The sequence below is a fragment of the Flavobacterium sp. UW10123 genome (genome assembly GCF_040538975.1).
In the GTDB taxonomy this organism is placed as follows: Bacteria; Bacteroidota; Bacteroidia; order Flavobacteriales; family Flavobacteriaceae; genus Flavobacterium.
Window position 1 is genome coordinate 236,140 of record NZ_JBEWQE010000006.1, and the last position, 19,163, is coordinate 255,302.

The 19,163-nt window shown below is 35.0% G+C and carries 9 protein-coding genes; all 9 read right to left on the bottom strand.

The window, feature by feature from the left end; translation table 11 throughout:
- Positions 1-229: 229 nt before the first annotated feature.
- Positions 230-1,609, bottom strand: a complete 1,380-nt coding sequence (locus ABXT06_RS09270; protein ID WP_354590497.1) for a Gfo/Idh/MocA family protein — start codon at positions 1,607-1,609, stop codon at positions 230-232.
- 41 nt (positions 1,610-1,650) lie between these two features.
- A complete protein-coding gene (locus tag ABXT06_RS09275; protein WP_354590498.1) occupies positions 1,651-2,940 on the bottom strand; it encodes a DUF3472 domain-containing protein in 1,290 nt (429 codons plus the stop codon).
- A gap of 99 nt (positions 2,941-3,039) precedes the next feature.
- Positions 3,040-5,223, bottom strand: coding sequence for a M1 family metallopeptidase (locus tag ABXT06_RS09280; RefSeq protein WP_354590499.1), 2,184 nt, complete (start codon positions 5,221-5,223; stop codon positions 3,040-3,042).
- A gap of 20 nt (positions 5,224-5,243) precedes the next feature.
- On the bottom strand, positions 5,244-8,339 hold the full coding sequence (locus tag ABXT06_RS09285) for a DUF5107 domain-containing protein (protein WP_354590500.1): 3,096 nt from the start codon (positions 8,337-8,339) through the stop codon (positions 5,244-5,246).
- Positions 8,340-8,617: 278 nt separating this feature from the next.
- Positions 8,618-11,620, bottom strand: coding sequence for a glycoside hydrolase domain-containing protein (locus ABXT06_RS09290; RefSeq protein WP_354590501.1), 3,003 nt, complete (start codon positions 11,618-11,620; stop codon positions 8,618-8,620).
- A gap of 37 nt (positions 11,621-11,657) precedes the next feature.
- Positions 11,658-12,653: a c-type cytochrome gene (locus ABXT06_RS09295; RefSeq protein WP_354590502.1), complete on the bottom strand. Its 996-nt coding sequence runs from the start codon at positions 12,651-12,653 to the stop codon at positions 11,658-11,660.
- A 12-nt stretch (positions 12,654-12,665) separates the two neighbouring features.
- Positions 12,666-14,072 (bottom strand): aryl-sulfate sulfotransferase, encoded by a 1,407-nt coding sequence (locus ABXT06_RS09300; protein ID WP_354590503.1) that lies wholly within the window; start codon positions 14,070-14,072, stop codon positions 12,666-12,668.
- A 97-nt stretch (positions 14,073-14,169) separates the two neighbouring features.
- Positions 14,170-15,681 (bottom strand): RagB/SusD family nutrient uptake outer membrane protein, encoded by a 1,512-nt coding sequence (locus tag ABXT06_RS09305; RefSeq protein WP_354590504.1) that lies wholly within the window; start codon positions 15,679-15,681, stop codon positions 14,170-14,172.
- Positions 15,682-15,712: 31 nt separating this feature from the next.
- Positions 15,713-18,811 carry a SusC/RagA family TonB-linked outer membrane protein gene (locus tag ABXT06_RS09310; RefSeq protein WP_354590505.1) on the bottom strand — a complete coding sequence of 1,033 codons (3,099 nt, stop codon included), beginning with the start codon at positions 18,809-18,811 and terminating at the stop codon, positions 15,713-15,715.
- Positions 18,812-19,163 lie beyond the last annotated feature (352 nt).

A 19,163-nucleotide genomic window follows, 5' to 3' on the forward strand; every position in this document is an offset into this window, starting at 1 on the left:
TTTTTATTTAAATAATTAACAAAGGAGTTGTCTCAAAAAGACAGCTCCTTTTTTTGTAGGCTTCGGAGAAGCTAGATATTTATAGCAAAGAATAGACATTTACAATGTAAAGCTCCAGAGGAGCGACATTTTTTGTACAATGTAAATTTTACGAATGGTCTAAAACAGACAAGAGAGCAACATCTACTTTGCCCTCTTGTCCCTTACTAACTAATTAACCAATATTATTTTATTCTGAAAACTCTAATTTTTTAAGTTTGTTCCAGCCTCCACGAGTAAAATCTGGAATTTCAACGGGAGCAGAATTATTGTCAAGAGAAATCTCTGTTAATGGCCCTAAACAAGACCATTCCGCTAAATCGTAAACATCCATATCAAGAGGAAGCCCTTTTTGAAGGCAATGAATCAAACGATAATCCATAATGAAATCCATTCCGCCGTGACCACCTACTTTTTTAGCTTGTTCTTCGATGCCTTTTGCAATTGGGTGTTTGTATTTTTCCATCAACGCTTTTTTCACTTCTTCAGGAACAAAAGAGTGTGCACTCAATTTTTCGTGGTTTGGTTTTACGTCATCGCTTAATTCTTTTCCGTCAAGTGCATAACCTTCCAATGGATATTTGTTAGCAAAGCCTTTTGTGCCACTCAACTGATACATTCTGCTGTAAGGACGAGGAGAAGTAACATCGTGCTGAATGTGGATTGTTTTTCCGTTTTCGGTACGAATCATTGTCATGGTATGATCTCCGTTTCTAAAATCTTTAATTTCCTGTCCAGATTTTTCTTTAATGTAAGCAGGATTTCCAACCGCTTTTGTGTCCATAGAAACCAAGAAATTCATTTTGTCACCACGGTGGATGTTTAGTGCCTGACACGCAGGCCCCATCCCGTGTGTTGCATAAACATCACCGCGGTGTTTGATGTTATAATCCATTCTCCAGTTGTTCCAGTATTCTCCCCAAAAAGGCTGTAAACCGTGAATGTAAGAACCTTCGGCATGAAGGATTTCTCCAAAAACACCTTGCTGTGCCATGTTTAAAGTGGTCAATTCAAAGAAATCATAAACGCAGTTTTCTAATTGCATACAGTGTTTTCTTGTTTTTTCTGAAGTATCAATTAATTCCCAAATTTCTTTCATCGTCAAAGCTCCCGGAACTTCAATGGCAACGTGTTTTCCATCTTTCATGGCCTGAACTCCGATAGAAGCATGATGAAGCCAGTCAGTAGCTACATAAACTAAATCTACATTTGGCAAAGCTGTTACTTTTCTCCAAGCATTTTCGTCACCGTAGAATTCTTGCGCTTTTGGAAAACCAGCTTTTGTTAAAATTTCATTTGATTTTGCAGTATTTTCCTGAGTCATGTCGCACAAAGCCACAATTTCTACACCTGGAATATGTGTCATACGCTCGACAGCGCCAGGACCGCGCATTCCAAGTCCGATGAAAGCAACACGAACTGTTGGGATTGGATCTGCTGCCATTCTCAGCACATCTTGTTGTCCTTTTGGGCGTGCAGGTGTTTTGGTCTTAATCATTTGTGCAGAAGCAATCGTCCATCCAAACAAAAGAAAAAGAACTATTGCCGATTTAAAAAATGTAGTTTTCATGTGTAAATTAATTTGTTTTTTGTTGATCAATACTTCGTCATTTATGGCAGAGCATTGAAATTTATTTCTGGTTTTTTATTGTTTAATGGTCTTGTATATATCTTTTTTGGTGTTGTGAATTCGTCAAAAAAACCGCCATCTTTTAGATAAAATGAATCATTTTCCAGCCCGCCAGCAAAGTCCATTCGATACCCTTTTGCGCCTGTATTGTCTGTTGTAAAACGAGCCGAATTAACTTCAGTCCAATTCCCTTTTTCATCACAAACCCATTGATTATTGAATAGAACTTTTCGAGATAAATCACCTTGTTCAGGAACGAAATTTTCTAAAAAAGAATGAAATCTCTTTAAATAAGTATGCGTTTGTGGACGGTTAAAACTTGCAATTAATAACCATTTGTTCAATTCTGGCGCATAAAAATATGCTGTGTAAGTCGTAGAATTATTGCTTTCAGGAAATCCTCTTAATAAAAACTTATAAGTTGTTCCGGCTTTCCAGCTGTATTTTAAATAGCTCTGTCCGCCAGAACCTTCGCTTCCAAACTCTCCTGCATGTACATTTTCTCCTTTTTTGAGCATTTTGATTTTTTGTGAATCGGGAATGCTCTTTGGATCGTCTGTTTCAAAAGGGCTCCAAACCGAAAACAAAATTCGTCTTTCAGTTGCTGAATTTACTTGAATTCCGAAATAGCCTTCGCCAAACCCGTTTGCCATAAAATAAGAACCTATTTTGTCTTCATTTTTAGGAACGGTAATTTCGTTGTAATACCATTCTGCATTAACATTTTCGGGAACCTGATAGTTTAAATGAACCGAAGGGCCGCGACGTCCCCAGTGATAAAAATTTCCTTCGTTATTTGGGACATAAGATATTTTTCCATCAAAATCTTTGCTTGAAATTTCTAAACGATTTATAGAAGGAAAACGATCACCAGTTTTACTGATTCCTTTAATCTTTAGCGCAACATAACCTTCTTTTTTTATTGTCCAAGTTCCAATGGAAACAACTTTTTTTGAAGTGGTGAACGTTACTTTTTTAGATTCGTTGTTTATAGAAAATTCAACTTCTGATTTTCCAAAAACTTCAACAGATTCTTCAACGGTAAATTGAAAAGTTCCAGGTTTTGAAATCTTAAAATATAAAGTGAAAAACTCTTTAGGATTTGTCCAATTTTCAATGCCATTGTCTGTAATTGTATTGCTTCCGTCAATATGTTCAGAACTGAAAGCATTTCCTGCCAAAGGAACAGAAATGACGGTTTCAGCATCTTTTTTCTCATTGGAAAAAGAGACTAATAAGAAAGCAAAAACTATATAAAATAAATTTCTCATTTTGCTGTGATTGTAATTTTTTATTTTAAAAACAACCTCTCTAATGAACCAAATTAGAGAGGTTTTCAAAAACAAAACAGATTCTAAGGATTCCAATAATTATTTTTGACTACTAAATCTTTTCATTAATGGCGTTACATGTTTTTGGGTATCGTCATCTAATGAAGCCAATGCTTTATCTGCTTCGGCTGGCGCGTATTTTGTTAATCCTGTTAATCCTGCAGCAATTACGTTATAAGACTGTTCTTTAATGCTTTGTTCCATTAAACTTTTATAAGAAACATCACCTGTAGAAGCTAATTTTACAATTGCATTTGCTCTGGCGATTGTCTTTTTATCATTTTTAGCAATATCAAGAAGCGTTTTTAAAACCTGATCTTTTGTTTGCTTTTCATTTAAATCAATTGCTTTGATGCTCAGTGCTCTTAAATCTTCCTGTTGATCTTTTAGACCTTCCAATAAAATAAGTTGTGATTCCTGACTTCTATCTTTTGAAGCAAATTTTATCGCTTCAATTCGGTTGTAATAGGATGGCACATTTTTATATTGAAAAAGATAATCAGCAGCCGTTTTTTTATCTACATTAACTTCTCCAACTAAGATTTTATCTGGATCTAAATCTATAAATTCAGGTTTTGAAGGAAGGTCAAAAGTGAAGCTTTGTTGTTTTTTATTAATTAAAATATCCTTTCTTATTTTAGTTCCGTTTACATAAAAATCAACTTTTAAAGGCAGTGTGAAGGTTTGGACCGAACTATCTTGAGATTGATTTATAGTAATAATAATTTTTCCGTTTACGTATTTGTAGTTCACATCCAAAATCGGACTTCCAGCATTATAATACCATTGCTCAAAATAAGGCAACCAATCTTTTCCTGTCACTTCTTCCATAGACAAACGCAGCTGATGCGGTTCACCAGATTTATAAGCATTTGTGGTTAAATAATGATTTAATCCTTTAAAAAAGGCTTCATCACCCATTTGGTTTTTCATGGCATATAAAATAATCGAACCTTTAGAATAGCTGATATTATCAAACATATCGTCTGCATTTTTATAATGAAAACGTGCTAAAATTGGACTATCACCATTTTTTTGAGAGCGCAAATAATTTTGCAATTTTTCATAACGAGATCTATCTTCTGCATCCTGTCCGGCATCGTGACCATGCCATAAAACTTCTCCAAAAGTGGCAAATGATTCGTTCATGGTTAAGTTTGACCAAGACTCAGCCGTTACGTAATCTCCAAACCATTGATGAAAAAGTTCGTGAGCAATGGTACTTTCTTGATTATCATCTAATAATTCGCGTTCTGTTTTTTGAACATATTCTCCGTGAACTGTTGCGGAAGTATTTTCCATCGCACCTCCAAAATAATCTTTTACTACAATTTGCGAATATTTTGCCCAAGGATATTCTACGCCAAGCATTTTGCCGTAAAAATTCATCATATTCGGCGTTTTATAAAAAATCTGTTTGGCATAAGGCGCATATTTCGGTTCCAAATAATAGCTGACTTCTTTTCCGTTGTATGAATCTTTATAGATTTTAAAATCACCAACGGCCATCATAAATAAATATGGCGCATTTGGCTGTTCCATTTTCCAAACATCTGTTCTTGTTCCGTCTTTATTTACTTTTTGGGAGGTTAATTTCCCGTTTGAAAGTGTGGTATATTTTGCCTCAACAGTCATCGCAATTTCAGAAGTTGTTTTCTGATTTGGTTTATCGATTGTTGGGAACCAGCAAGAAGAAGCTTCCGTTTCGCCTTGTGTCCATATTTGTGTTGGTTTGTCACCTTTTCCGTCAGGATTAATAAAATACAATCCGTTTGAATTGGTGATTGATTCGCCGGCTTTGCTTTTCAGTTCTGCTGGTTTTGCGGTGTAATTGATGAAAATCGTGTACTTTTCTGTGCTTTTATATTTTCTGTTTAAAGCGATTGAAAGTTCTTCATTGTCATATTTGTATTGCAACGGAATACTTTTTTTTCCGTCAATAATAGCGATTTCTTTAAAATCCATTCCTTTTGCATCCAGCTTAAGCGAATCGGTTTCGTAAAAATGAGGTTTTAAAGTAATCCATTCTTTTCCATATAAATAACGTTTTCCGTAATCGAAAGAAACTTCCAATTTGGTATGAATTAAATCATGTGTTTTTAATGGAGTCGTGCGGTAAATAGATAATTCATCTGCTTTTTCAGCCTTGTTTTGTGCTTCTATTTTTGGTGCCAGAACAAGGGCAAGACCCAAAAATGTATATTTTAAAAAATGCTTTTTCATTTTATTGTTTTGAAAGTTCTTTACAATTTTTCGATAATTCTGACTTCGCCGTCTTTTTCATCTTCGCTTAAAATATTCGATGCTTTTTTGGTGTAAGCCAATAAACTCCACTGAACTATTTTATTTGTCGGATATAAATCTGCCTGAGTTTTAATCCATTTTTCAGCTTCTTGTGCAGAAGAAGTTTTTTCAATCGCCCAAGCCGAAACCAATTGATTTGCCGGAAGGAAGTTCATAACTGTATTATCAACCACAGGATGGAAAGTGACGATTTTATCTAAAGATTTAGAAGCCATTTCTTTGTTTCCAAGACTGTTGTAACATTGATAATCCAGCCAGTTTTCTAGTCTTTCATCTATGTTTTCGTCATAAGGTTTTCCAACCCCTAAATTCTCTGGAAACAGTTTGGCATCGGCAATAAATTGTAATGCTTTTTTGTATTGCTTGTTTTTGATTTCTGCTAAAGCCTGCATCAATTTTGCTTCGTGATACAATTGTCTTCCTGCCGTTGCGCCTTCAAACGGAAGGATTTGTAATTTGGTTAAAAACGTATCAGCTTCACGGTATTTTTTGTTTAGCAATAAAGTTTTAGCGTAAAGCATTCCAATCAAATAATTGTCTTGATGTTTTTTATAGAAAGATTCAGCCGTTGTAAGCGCTTTGTCAAATTGTTTTTGAGCGATGTAATGTTCTGCCAGCATTTTATGGTATCTCCAGCCTTGCGGATCCAATTTTATTGCCTGCTGAAGACTTGCCAATACTATTGAAGCATCATCTTTAAACAAAGAAGCTTTAGCTCCATAAAAAGCTGGATCATTTGGTTTTGCACCGCATTCTGAAAACAATCTTTTAGCTTCTGAAATGCTGTTACGATTCCATTCAATTAAACCTAAATGATATTTCAATTGGTATTGATCATTTATTTTAATTAATGATTTCAAAATTTCTGCGGTTTCATTTCTAAAAGGAAAACTTGTTCCCGGTTTGATTTTGCTTACATCAACTGGTTTGTTTTCTAAGAAAGCTTTCCAATATATAATTTCAGCGCTTGGTTCTGCGATAAAAAATACTTTTATGGCATCTTCTTTTCGGCTAAGATTATTGTACCAAATTCCCAATTCAAGAAACGTCTGTTCTGGCATTTCGTTTTGAATGGCAGAAGTAAAGGCATTTTTAGAATCGTTTGAATTGTTCCAAAGGTATTTTTCAAAATCAGCGAAATGATTCAGCGGATCCAGTTTTGTAATGGTTTTTAAAACCGAATTTGCTTGATCTGAATTATTTTGCAGACGATATAAAACCGCTAAAACCTGTAAGCCTTCTACATTGTATTGATTGTAGATTAAGCTTTTTTCAGCATATTCAACCGCTTTTGGCAGATCGTTTTCTGCTAAATAAATTTTGCTTAAAGCAGTATAAGCTGGACTTCTAAATTCAACACTTGCAGCTGCAATATCGAAACCATCTTTTGCATCGGTAGTATTTCCTAAATGAAAGTTTGCCAAAGCATAAAAATAATTCGCAGAAGGATCATAAGTATCTATTGCTAAAGCTTTGCTTGCTAAATTGACTGCAGACTTAAAATCTAATTTTCTAATTTGCAAAGAAGCCAATGCAGAAAGGGCAGGAGCGTAGTTTGGATCTAATTTTAAACAAGCATTTAATTTATCTTCAGCCAGAACATAATCTTTAAAAGCGATATAATTTTTTCCCTGAAGATATAATCCGTAGATTGAATTATGATCAAAATCTTTTGGTATTTCTAAAGGACGATTGATATTTCCGTCTTCTGGAGCAGAATTCCAAACGAGTTTATTTTCGCCTAAAACAAATTTCAATTTATTAGAATCGACTTTTACCTGAATGGAATCTTTAAAAGTTTGCATTGTATTCAGAGCAATATCTTTAGAATATACTTTTTTATCGTTTTCAAAAACTTCAATTTTTTCATTTAGTTTTTGAAGCGGAGAAAAATAGATTTTCAGCCAGCCGTTTTCGTTTTTAATGTTGACTGAACCATAATTATTAGCTTTTACAAAACCTTTTGTGTGTTTTACAGGAAACCAATATTCGGTCCAGGTATCTGTTTGATAAGGTGCAAATGAACGCTGTTTGAAAGGCGTAAGATTACTGCCTTCGCTAGCCTGATTAAATAATCTTCCGCTTTGCACTTCTACATATTGCCCATCAGTATCCGTCAATAATTTTTCCCAAATCATTCCTTGCTGTGACAATCCCCAAATCCAGATTTTTTTACCCGGTTTATCATCGTGATTGCCGTATCTTCCCATTCCGAAATCTTCGTCATGATAATATCCGCCAAAGAAATCATCATATTTTCCAAATACGTGGTACGATTTGTAACCGCCAAAATTGTTGTTTTTGTAGAAAGATAAATCTTTGCCGTTTTCTTTGTCAATTGGCCATGGATGGTAATCTCCGTTATGACCAATATAAGTTTGTCCTGGATAAATAAACTGCAGATTTTCGGCCGCTTTTATTCCCGTATTCATCCAAGTATAATAAGGCTGTTCGAATTCGGTTGTATTTGACCAGAACGAATTTGTGGTAAAATACGCTTTGTCTTTTGGCAGATTGATGTCTAATTTCCAAGAAGTTCTCGTCAATAAATCTAAAACTCCAATAACGCAGCTAATACTTCCATCTTCTCGGTTGATGATTTTATAATCAACAGGAGTGGCGCAGTTTGGCGTGTGGCCGATAATTCCGTAATTACCTTCAACACCGCCGCTTGTCCACGGTCCGCGCATAGCAATGTCTCTGAATTTTACAACATGATTATTGTAAACAATGTCTTTTCCTGTAGATTTTTCTATAGCCGACCAGACTTTTCCGCCAATTTCAGGCAGAATCATCAGTTTGATATAATCGTTTTCAATTTCGATTACTTTCCATTCTTTTTGAACGGGTTTATCTGTAAAACCATCAAAACGGAAATAGGGATAAAACTTGGTATCTGGTTTCGGAATCGGATCAGGATCTGAGAATGGATATGTTGTAAATACTTTTTTGTATTCTTTTATAGTGGGTTTGTTTTGTGCTGAGACAAAAAGGCTTCCAAGGAGTAAAAAGGATAGTAATGGTCTAAATTTCATGATGGAGAGCTTGGTTTTTTGTGGTTGTTTTTTTTGCCACAGATTACACAGATTAAAAGGATTTTTTTTAATCTATGCGTAATACAAATTAATCTGTGTAATCTGTGTAATCTGTGTAATCTGTGGCATTAAATTTTTTGCTTTTTTGTCATTTCGACGAAGGAGAAATCACACTCGTAAATCGATAAAGATTGGCGATTTTCTGTATGGAATTTCTTGTGTGATTTCTCCTTCGTCGAAATGACAAATAGGACGAGGTAATCGTTATTGTCTTTAAATTACTTAACAATAAGTAACCATCCTTTTCCTTTAGGAACAGTTATTTCGTCTTTTACTGTGAATGTTTTTGCAGGTTGGAAATTGGTAACTTCTGGAGCTGTAATTGTTGCTTTTGCAGGATTGATTCCTAGTTTTTTCCAATCAATATTTAATTTCACATTTACATCAGCATCTGCCCAACTTGCGATTGAAATTAAGGCCGTTCCGTTCTTTTTGTAAACTGTTGCTAAAACTTTGTCATTGTTTGTTTTTACAGGACAGTTTTCGCTCCAATATCCGATCATTTCAGAACCTTTAATTCCGAAAGAATCCCAAACTTTCCAGATATTTCTTGGGTCAGCGCCGTCGCTCCAAGGCAATCTGTTTGTCATTCCGTAAACCATTCCTCTCCACGGATTTCCACCATCTTGAAGCATTTCTCCCATTAATCCAAACGGAATTCCGCTTACCTCAGTCAAGAAAAAGTCAGGTTGATTTTTTTCGTAATCGAAATATTCTCCAAACCATAATTTATTGATGTACGGAAAGTGCTCCATGTATAAGTTGGCACTGTTATTAAATCCATCACTTTTGTTGTATTGGTTCGCGCTATGTAAATCGATAATTCCAGGATGTCCGTCTTTAGTCAAAACCCTTTTGATACGTTTCATTGTGATTCTGTCGAAAGCGACGTCGTCTAGATAAATTCCGTCAATACCAACATTTTGAGTCAGCCAGTTCATTCCTTCTACATAATAATTATGCCAACGGTTCATGCCGCTGTTTACGATTGCAGCATCTTTAATTTCAGGAACAAACCAAGCTGCGATATAATCGTCACCAACGTGTTCTTGCAACCAAGAGAATCCGCCACCTTTTCCTGGAGAATAGATTTCGTGACCTAAACTTCTAAGAGCGAAAGTCTCATAAGCCTTGTTAGAAACCTCTCTAACGGTATTGTAGATTTTTACTTTTAATCCTTTTTCATGCGCTTCATCGATATACGTTTTCATCTTTTTAAATTCAATAAAAGGATAATTGATGTACGGATTGATTGCATTTGCGTGGTGAATATTGATTACCGTTGCGCCAGTTTTAGCAATAGAATCGATTGGGCTGTATTTGTGGTAAAACTTTGTATCCCATTGAAAATCGGTATTGATTGTATGGAATGGTGTAATTAATAAGTTGAAGTTATAGTATAAAACATCGCCTTTTTTCATTGTTCTAGCACCACTGTACGCATTTACTAGTACCGATTTTTGGTTTGGTGTAATGGTAATACCGCCCTTATTTTCGTTACCCCATGAAGTTGGCAATAATAAAGGTTTTTGTAAATAGAAATTAGTATTTAAAGGGCGGCTATATTTTTCGTCTCTTAAAGAAAATTGCAATCCAGAATTTACAGCACCAATCCAAGCACCGTCTTGATTTTTATGAGCAACATCCCATTTCCAATCAAAAGTTGCAGGACGATCGCCTCCTTTTTGACCTAATCCCATCATGTATTTTGCAGATGTTGGCTGCATTGGCATTTGGAAATTAATGTCGTTAAAGGCAACATCTTCAAGAGCTGTAACTTTTACAATATAATGTACAAAACCGTCAAACTCTACAGACGCATTCACGTCCATTTGAACCGATTTTGAAGTTGAAGTGTTTTCCCAAGAAACTGTTCCAGCTTCTTTTTTAGTGAATTTTACGCCGCTGTTTTTCCATTGTACATCTTTTCCAGAAGCGTCAACAAAATGAAAATCTATTGGAGCACTTAAAACATCATTTGCTTTTGTTCCTACCGAAGTCATTTCTGGAGTAAAGAAAGTCTGGATTTGTGCTGGGAATCCGTTTGGCGCTAAAACCAGTTTTCTTCCTAATAAGGCAATTTCAGAATTGTTTACCGTTAATGGAGTGTAAGGAGCAATAACTATATTTTCTTGCGCTAAAGTTGAGTTTAACCATTTTAGACGCGTCATTTTTTCTGGACTGTCGATGCCTCCATTTTTGGTTACCTGATTAGAAACTGTAATTTGTAGATTGATTTCTTTTGATTTTCCGTCCGCAATTACAGTTGCTTTTCCGTTGTACGTTCCAGCAGCGGCAGTTTGCGGAACATCTATACCGCACCACATTGCCTGAATTTTTCCTTTTGAAACAGAAACTGTGTTTGTAAAAGGATTTCCGTCATATTTCGTTCCGTCAGTGTTGATACAGCTGATATCTTTCGCTTCAATTGTTGCTCCAGTTGTGCTAACTAAATTGGTGAAAGACACTTTTATGTTCTTTAAATCTTCAAGAGCATAAACTCCCAATTGAAAAGCTAAATATTCACCTTTCATCGCCGTATCAGAAAAGCTGTTTTGAATGCCTTTCTGAATCCATCTTTGCGGCAAATCCGATTTTAATTTGATAGAATGTTCTCTATCTTCTGGGAAAACTAAGAAAGAATTTCCGCTGTTTTTTGCTACAAGAGCCGAAGTTTCAGGAGCTGTAGCAATCACTTCCATCGGGTAAAAGCTGTTGAAAGCATTCACGCTCTGAATTTCTGTTACAGCAGCATTATCTTTTGAGTTTGCTTTTATAGCAGAAAGCCATTTTGCATCGGCCTTGTCTTCAGGTTTCTGATAAATTCCCTTTGGATAATTTGCAGTTCCTTCGTCCACATAAGGCATATAATAAACGTAGTATGTTCCTTTTCCAGAAATGGGTTCGAAGTAAATAGTACCGTTTTCTCTATTGATGTTTTCTGTTTTGATGTTCTGAATATCTTTTCCAGATGCATCCTGAACGATAATTTTTTTAAGTTCTGGATTTGTGTCTCGTCTTCGCCATTCGATTGTTGTTTTAGCAACATTTCCCGAGCCAGAAAAGGCAATTACAGCACGGTGATTTCCTAATTGATTCGGATTCCAGCTGTCATTTCCGTCTGAATATTTAATTTGTGCAGTTAGAGGAATGCTGATCGTGATAAAACACATTATCAATATTCTGCTTAAAAGCGTTGTGTTGTTTAGGTTTAGTTTCATTGTATTGTATAATCAGGTTAAATAGTATATTTTGAGTTTAGTAAACGGCTTTCCATCCTTGTTTTTTCCAGTAAGCAATAATTGGTTTATAAGGTCCATACTTATGCTGTTCTTCTGAAAAATTATCCTGAAAAGGACTGTGCGAATAATCAATTGGTTTGCCCATTTTATCAGCATAATCAAATGTTTTTGGATTCGGTCTTGTATGTTGTGAATCATCATTTACGAATGCTGCAATATCAAGAGCTTCTTTATCTGTAAGATATGGTTTTCCAAGCAGTACTTTATCATAAGGCATATTGCTTTTTAACCATTGCGCCTGTTTGATTACTCGATGCATGCTTGAACCTGGCTGATAACCGTATTGTCCCCAAAGTGGAGGATAGGTGTAACCCGATTTGTCTGCATTATAAACTCCCTCGCCATTGTTTCCGTGGCATCTTGCGCAGTTTTCGGCAAATAAAACTTTTCCTCTTTCTGGACTTGCAGCAACATCTGGAAATTCGATTTCTAAATTTTTAGCTCCTTTAAAATTACCATCTTTTGGAACAAATTTGCTGATCCATTTAAAGTAAGATAAAAACGCCACCATTTCTTTACTGTCCAACGGAAGCGGTTTTCCAGAATGCGGACGCATAATGCAGTTATTAACTCTTTCTGCTAAAGTAAGGACTTTGTTTTCGCGTCCGCGATATTGTGGATAATTATCATGTGAAGACATTAAATTGAATGCGTGAGGTTTTGTGCCGGCATCTTGATGGCAATTGGTGCAGTTCATTTTATTGCCTAAATATTTTCCGTTGATTCCGTTTGGACCAATATAATAAGCCGTTTTCATCATTAATTCTCTCCCGTAACGAACCGATTCTCCAAATTGATCATCAGGAATTTTGGAAGTATCAATTGTGATATAACCTTCGTCTTCTTCTTCGGTTACTTTTGAAGCCAAAGTTTGAGAATTGGATTTGGTACAGGAATTGAAAACAGCCATTGATAATGCTGAAAAAAGTCCGATAAGAATTGTTTTTTTCATGGTTACTATTTTTTAATTTAGAAGAAAAGGTTTCAGTTTTTCTTCAGGAATAAAGATGGTTCTGTATGGCGGAATTTCAGATTCTAAAGCCCATAATAAAACACCTTTTTTATTGGTTAAAACGGTAATATGTCTTTTAGAACAACAAACCAAAAAGAGATCTTTATTGATCATATAAGCGCTTCCCATTCTGTCGTTGTAAATATCTTTTGGCAATTTTATATGATAATCCAGCTTTACATCATTATTTTTTTCATCCACTTTTAAGGCAAAAACAGAAGATTGTTTGATGTCGACTCCATTATCAAAAAACAATAAACTGCCTTCTTGATCGATATGTGCGGCATGCGCCTGAGAGAAATTGGTATCTGGAGCCATTTTCATTGTGCCTCCTTTTCCTAATTTCCAGATTACTTTTCCTGTTGTAGAATTAATTTTCCAGATCTGACCATTGTTGTAGAAAGAAATTAAAAAGTTTCCATCTTTATCGTAACTCAAACTGTTGGCATGCGTCCAATCCTTTTTGGTTTTTAGTAAATCCTTATCTTTAAACGGATTTAAATCATCAAAAACACTCCATTTCCAAAGCTGTTTTCCTTTTTTATTTAAAATTATAATTCCGTCACCGTTGATTGTATCTTGTTTTTTTCCTCCAATAGAAGTAAAATCTATTATTTTTTGCTCAACAGTTAAAGCAACAATTTCGTCAGCCGATTTTTTTATAATTTCGTGATGAAGAACCTGTTTTAAATCGCCTTGTCCTTTTTTAATATGAGTTAGAGTATCACCTTGAAGATTGATTTCTAGAATTTCACTTCCGTAGCTTGTTGGTTCGTCATTTGTGCCTAAAATAGAAAGAATGGTTTGGTCTTTAGTGAAATGAATCACTTTAAATCCAGTTCCTTCAATTGTATGATACCATCTTAAATTTCCTTTATAGTCTACAATGTAAGCTGTTCCTGGAGTTTCTCTTTTAGCTAAAAGCATAAAGCCTTTTTTGAAATTCTCAGGCAATAATTCTGGTTTCGGGCAATTAGCTTTGAATTGTTTTTGAAGCCATTCTGGAAGCTTTCTTGATTTAAAAGTATAAACTTTACTGGTTTGTTTATTTCCGTCTTGAACTGTAACTAATTGAAAACTATAATTGGTTTCTGGAATTATGTTGCAAAGTACCAATGAATGTTTTAAACCAGAATTTGAAATAGGAGAGGTTATTTTATTTTGATTTCCTTTTTTGTCCAACCAATATTCTGCATATACCTGAGCTTGGTCATTCGTAGTAACATCGATCTGAATTTTCAATTCGTTGTTGCTATGAGTGCCAATATTGATATTGGAGATAATTTGGCTTTTAGAACAGCTGGCTAATGCCAGCAAGACTAAAATAAAACTTCCTTTTTCTATTATTTTTTTTATCATCTGAAAAGCTCTTTTTGTGAAACAGAAAAATACTTTTATTGTTATAAAAAATCAAGAATAGACAGACATTTAACTGTCTATTCTTGATTGAGTGTTCTTATTGTCTATCGGCGTTGCTTAAATTTGGATTAAGGTCTACCTGACTTTGTGGATACGTATAATATTTGTTTTGCGGCATTTTGATTAAAGCTGCTTCACCAACTCTAAGATGGTATGCATTTACCAAAACATCATATTTGTTCATTCTTATCAAATCTGCACGACGTTTTCCTTCGTAGAAAAGTTCCCATCCTCTTTCTTGTAAGATAGCATCTCTTAAACTAGTTTGCGTTTGGCCAGATAAAGCCAAAAGTTTGGCATGCGATCTTCCTTTTACCTGATTGATAAGGTCTATTGCCTCTTGAGTTGGCCCGCTGATTTCGTTTAAGGCTTCAGCTCGGCTTAACAATACATCAGCATAACGAAGAATATTTACACTATGACCATCATAATATGTAGTCGTTTCATCATCAGCATATTTTTTTGTAGAAACATCTTGCATATAAAGTTCTCCTTCTGGTGGTTCTGCGCCTAAATATGGAGCTTGTTTGTGCAATAATCCATCTGTTCCCATGAATTCTGGGAAAAAGCATTGTTTTCTCTCATCTTCATCACCAAAAGTATTGTAGAAATCCCAGTTTACAGTATAATACTGCCATCTGTTTTGAACAACAGGGTGATCAACAGGACCAAAGTGGTTTAATAATTCTGTTCCATTTGTATTAGCATCACTTAAAGAAGAGAAGATATTTTCGCTGCACCATTTGTTACTTTCTTTAAACAAACCTAAGTAAGAAGGATAAAGATGGTATTCGTTTAGATCCATTACTTGCTGAGTAAGCGTAACTACTTTTTGCCAATCATGACTGCGTAAATATAATTTTGCTAGTAAAGTAAGCGCAGCACCTTTTGTAGCACGGCCAACATCGTTACTGCCATAAATTGCATTTTCTCTATAGTTTATGGGTAAAATAGCAGCAGCTTCTGTAAGGTCTTTAATAATAAAAGCATCAATTTCTTCAACAGATGTTGGAGGTGTCTGTGCTAAGTAACTTGGATTTGCTATGTTCTCTTCGGTCATTAAAACAACAGGCCCCCAAGAATCAGTCAAATCCATATAAGCAGATGCTCTTAAAAATTTTGCCTCAGAAATAAACTGTGCTTTTTCGATATCCGAAACAGTAGACATTTTTCCGATGTAATAAATAGCATTGTTAGCATTGGAAATTAATTTATACATGGCGTTCCAATCTTCTAAAAGTAAGCCATTTGCAGAATTCCATGTCCCTAAAGACAATTGACCAGGATCTCCTCCAAATTGGCAATGTCCTAAATCTGTTGCAATATCAGTTAATGCAAAGTGTCTTGTAGCCCAATACGAAAAGTTATCGCCTACAGATGGGCCTTTTAATCTGCCATAAATAGAATTAACGGCAGCGATAGCATCTGATTTGGTTTGATATCCATTCGTAGTGGTCAAACTGCTATATACTGTAGGATCAAGATCCTCATTACAGGAATATTGTAGTCCTGCAGCAAGTAAAAGCAATAGAATTGTATATTTTTTCATTTTGATAAATTTAATGTTATTGAAAAAGCTATTAATGAATTGCTATTTTGATCCCTAATATAAACGTTCTAGAAGCTGGAAATGAGTTGAAATCAATTCCTCCACCAAGGTTTTGTGCTGTGGCAGAATTAGTATGACCATTTATTTCAGGATCGTTTCCAGAATACTTTGTAATTGTCAATAAATTTTGTCCTATTGCATATAATCTTATATTATCAATAAATTTGATTGGTTTTAAAAGATTTTCTGGTATAGAATATCCGATAGATAGATTTTTAAGACGTAAGTAAGAAGCATCTTCAACAAACCTTGAATTTACATAACTACCATAAGTACTTTTGTAATAACCATCTCTTGGGATATCAGTATTTTCGTTTGTACCAGCAACCCAACGATTCAAAGCATCTGTACTAGTGCTTGATTCTCCAACCATTCTGGTCATATTGTAAACCGAGTAATCAAGAGCACCTTGGAAAAACAGATTCACATCAAAATCTCCGAATCTGAAATCATTATTAAAACCAACAATATAATGAGGAGTAGAATTTCCTAAATAAGTTCTGTCTTTAGCTGTAACCAATCCATCACCATCTAAATCTTCATATTTAGGATCTCCTGGTTTTGATAAAGGTTGTGGAGCATAAGTTTCTCCTGTTTTTACTACTCCTGCATATTTAAATCCGTACAATAATCCCATTTCTTTTCCAGGTACAAGTCTTGTAAATTCACGACCAGAAACAGTACCACTTGGGTTAGAAGTATTGATACTGATTTGATTAACATTATCTGCTAATGAAACTACTTCCTGTTTATTGTATGCAAGATTTAAAGAGGTTCTCCAGTAGAATTTATCATTTTTGAAATTTTCACTGCTTATACCAATCTCAATTCCTTTGTTTTCTATTGTACCAGAGTTAAGTGTCTGGATACCAAATCCCCACCATCCTCCAACAGGTACATCTAAAAGCGCATCTGTTGTTTTTTTCTTATATACATCAATTGTAGCAGTAAGTCTGTCGTTAAAGAATCCCATGTCTAAACCAATGTTAGCCTGCGCTTGCTGTTCCCATTTAAGATTTGGGTTTGCTAAATTTTTAGGTTCATTACCAGCTTCAAATGAACCGTCTGCAATGGTAGTATTCCAAGGTTTTAAACCAGCTAGGAAGGCATAATCCAAAATTCCATCATTTCCGGTAATACCGTAACTAACTCTTAGTTTTAATTCTGATAGAGTTTCAAAATTTTGCATAAATGCTTCTTTTGAGATTCTCCAGGCCACAGCTCCAGATGGGAATCTTCCATATTGGTTATTTGGACCAAAACGTGACGAACCATCCATTCTATAAGTAAAAGAAGCCAAATATTTATCGTCAAAAGAATAGCTTAACCTTCCAAAAAATGAGGTAAGTTTTGCTTCTATTTTTTGTGTTTCAGGTTTCAAATAAACAGCAGCACTTTCAAGATTATAGTAAGTCAGCACATCATTTGCAAAACCGGAACCAGACGCTTTCATTCTTTCATAAGTATCTTTTTGGTTCGATGTTCCAATCATTGCAGTAAATGAATGCTGCTCTTTGATGTTAAATTTGTAAGTCAAATATTGTTCTGTAGTCCATCTAAAATAAGTTTTGTTTTCTTCAGATCCAGTACCGTTTAATGCCGCACCAGCAACAAGAGTTCGCGGTGTATATTTACCCTGAATGTTTTCTTGCCATTCTGCGCCAGCTCCAAAATGATAGGTTAAGCCTTTAATGATTTCATAATCCATAAACATATTACCGTTCACTAATCGGTTGATTGTATGGTCTGTTGGTTCAAGTAAAAGTGCCAAAGCATTATCTTTTCCTTGGAATTTGTAGTAAGATCCGTCAGCATTATAAATAGGGATAGAAGGCGGCGCAGTCTGAATAGAAAACAGTGGAGCTAAAATATTATCGCCAAAATCACTATTGTGTCCTTCACTTGCAGCTCCATATACATTAGCTCCTACAGTTACTTTGTCTGTAAATTTTTTCTCTGTTCCAATACGAACACTATATCTTGTAAAATCTGTGTTTTCTATTGCTCCAGTTTGTTTCAAATAATTTCCAGATAAGAAAAATTTAGATGTTTTATCGCTTCCGCTAAAGGTAAGTGTTCTGTTAAGAACTTCACCAGGGCGGGTTGCCGCCTCAAACCAGTTAGTGTTGGCAATAGGAAAACTAGAAGGAAAAAGTGGTGGTCTTCCATTTTCAACAGAAATCGCATTCTGAATAGAAGCATATTGTTGCCCATTTAGCAATGATGGTTCCTGAATAATGTTTTGAAAACCATCTGAAATCTCGCCTTCAATTTGCATTTTACCAGATTTTCCTTTTTTAGTTGTAATCATGATAACACCATTTCCTCCTCTTGAACCGTAAATTGCAGTAGAAGCAGCATCTTTTAGGATTTGGATACTTTCGATATCATTTGGGCTGATAGATGCACCAGTTGCGGTAATAAAACCATCGACTACGTATAGTGGCGCATTTGAGGTTGTAATTGAGTTTCCACCTCTAATTACGATTGTAGGACTAGTTCCTGGTGCATAACTGTTTTGCTGTACTTGAACTCCAGAAGCTCGTCCTTGAAGTGCTTGTCCAACATTTGCTACAGTACCACCTAAGTTTAAATTGTCTTTTCCAACAGAAGATACTGAACCCGTAAGATCTTTTTTCTTCGCTTTTCCATATCCAATAACGATTTCCTCTAGTTTTTGTCCTGCTTCTTTCATGACAACTTTTAGAGGGGCGCTTCCAATAGTAACTTCTTGATCTTCCATGCCAATATAAGTAATCACAAGTTTTGTAGCATTATCAGGAACTGTAATGGCAAAGCTTCCGTCTACATCAGTCTGAACCCCCTTGTTAGTGCCTTTAACCAAAACATTGGCGCCAGGAAGTGGCATGCCTTTCTCGTCTGTTACTTTACCTTTTACAGTTTTTTCAAAAAATAATGCCGTATTGTTTTTATCCGAAATATTTATAGAAGAAGCTGCAGAAGCCTGAAATGTAAAAACTAATAACGAGAGAACTGTTATTCCGATTTCTTTGCGGGATAAATTGTTAAGCCGAAAATCTCTTGGCTTTTTTTGGGTTAATAATTTCATACTTTGAATTGGTTTTGGTTAATGTTTAATTGTTTTTTCTTTGTTTGTAGGTTTTAGATTTCTTTTTTGATCTGGAAATTCATTTTGTCTTTTTAATTGTGTTTTGATTGTGTTATTTTTTTAGATCAATTAGAGCTTTTGTTTTTTGCTCTAAATACCGTTTGTTTAGTTCATTTTTTTGCTTTTCTGAAGCGTAAAAATCACCGAATATTTTTCATAATTAACTTAGTTTTAAGATTAATCTCTGACGAAACTATAGATTATATTTTTATAAAACAAGAAAAAACACAAAAAATGTGCTCGAACACACAAAATTTATGTTCTCGAGCACATAAAATTGTGCGAATCATTT

Excerpts from the sequence above, each read along its gene's own strand:
- ABXT06_RS09310 (WP_354590505.1), bottom strand. The coding sequence starts at position 18,811 with ATGAAATTATTAACCCAAAAAAAGCCAAGAGATTTTCGGCTTAACAAT.
- ABXT06_RS09305 (WP_354590504.1), bottom strand. The coding sequence starts at position 15,681 with ATGAAAAAATATACAATTCTATTGCTTTTACTTGCTGCAGGACTACAA.
- ABXT06_RS09270 (WP_354590497.1), bottom strand. The coding sequence starts at position 1,609 with ATGAAAACTACATTTTTTAAATCGGCAATAGTTCTTTTTCTTTTGTTT.
- ABXT06_RS09275 (WP_354590498.1), bottom strand. The coding sequence starts at position 2,940 with ATGAGAAATTTATTTTATATAGTTTTTGCTTTCTTATTAGTCTCTTTT.
- ABXT06_RS09290 (WP_354590501.1), bottom strand. The coding sequence starts at position 11,620 with ATGAAACTAAACCTAAACAACACAACGCTTTTAAGCAGAATATTGATA.
- ABXT06_RS09300 (WP_354590503.1), bottom strand. The coding sequence starts at position 14,072 with ATGATAAAAAAAATAATAGAAAAAGGAAGTTTTATTTTAGTCTTGCTG.
- ABXT06_RS09285 (WP_354590500.1), bottom strand. The coding sequence starts at position 8,339 with ATGAAATTTAGACCATTACTATCCTTTTTACTCCTTGGAAGCCTTTTT.
- ABXT06_RS09280 (WP_354590499.1), bottom strand. The coding sequence starts at position 5,223 with ATGAAAAAGCATTTTTTAAAATATACATTTTTGGGTCTTGCCCTTGTT.
- ABXT06_RS09295 (WP_354590502.1), bottom strand. The coding sequence starts at position 12,653 with ATGAAAAAAACAATTCTTATCGGACTTTTTTCAGCATTATCAATGGCT.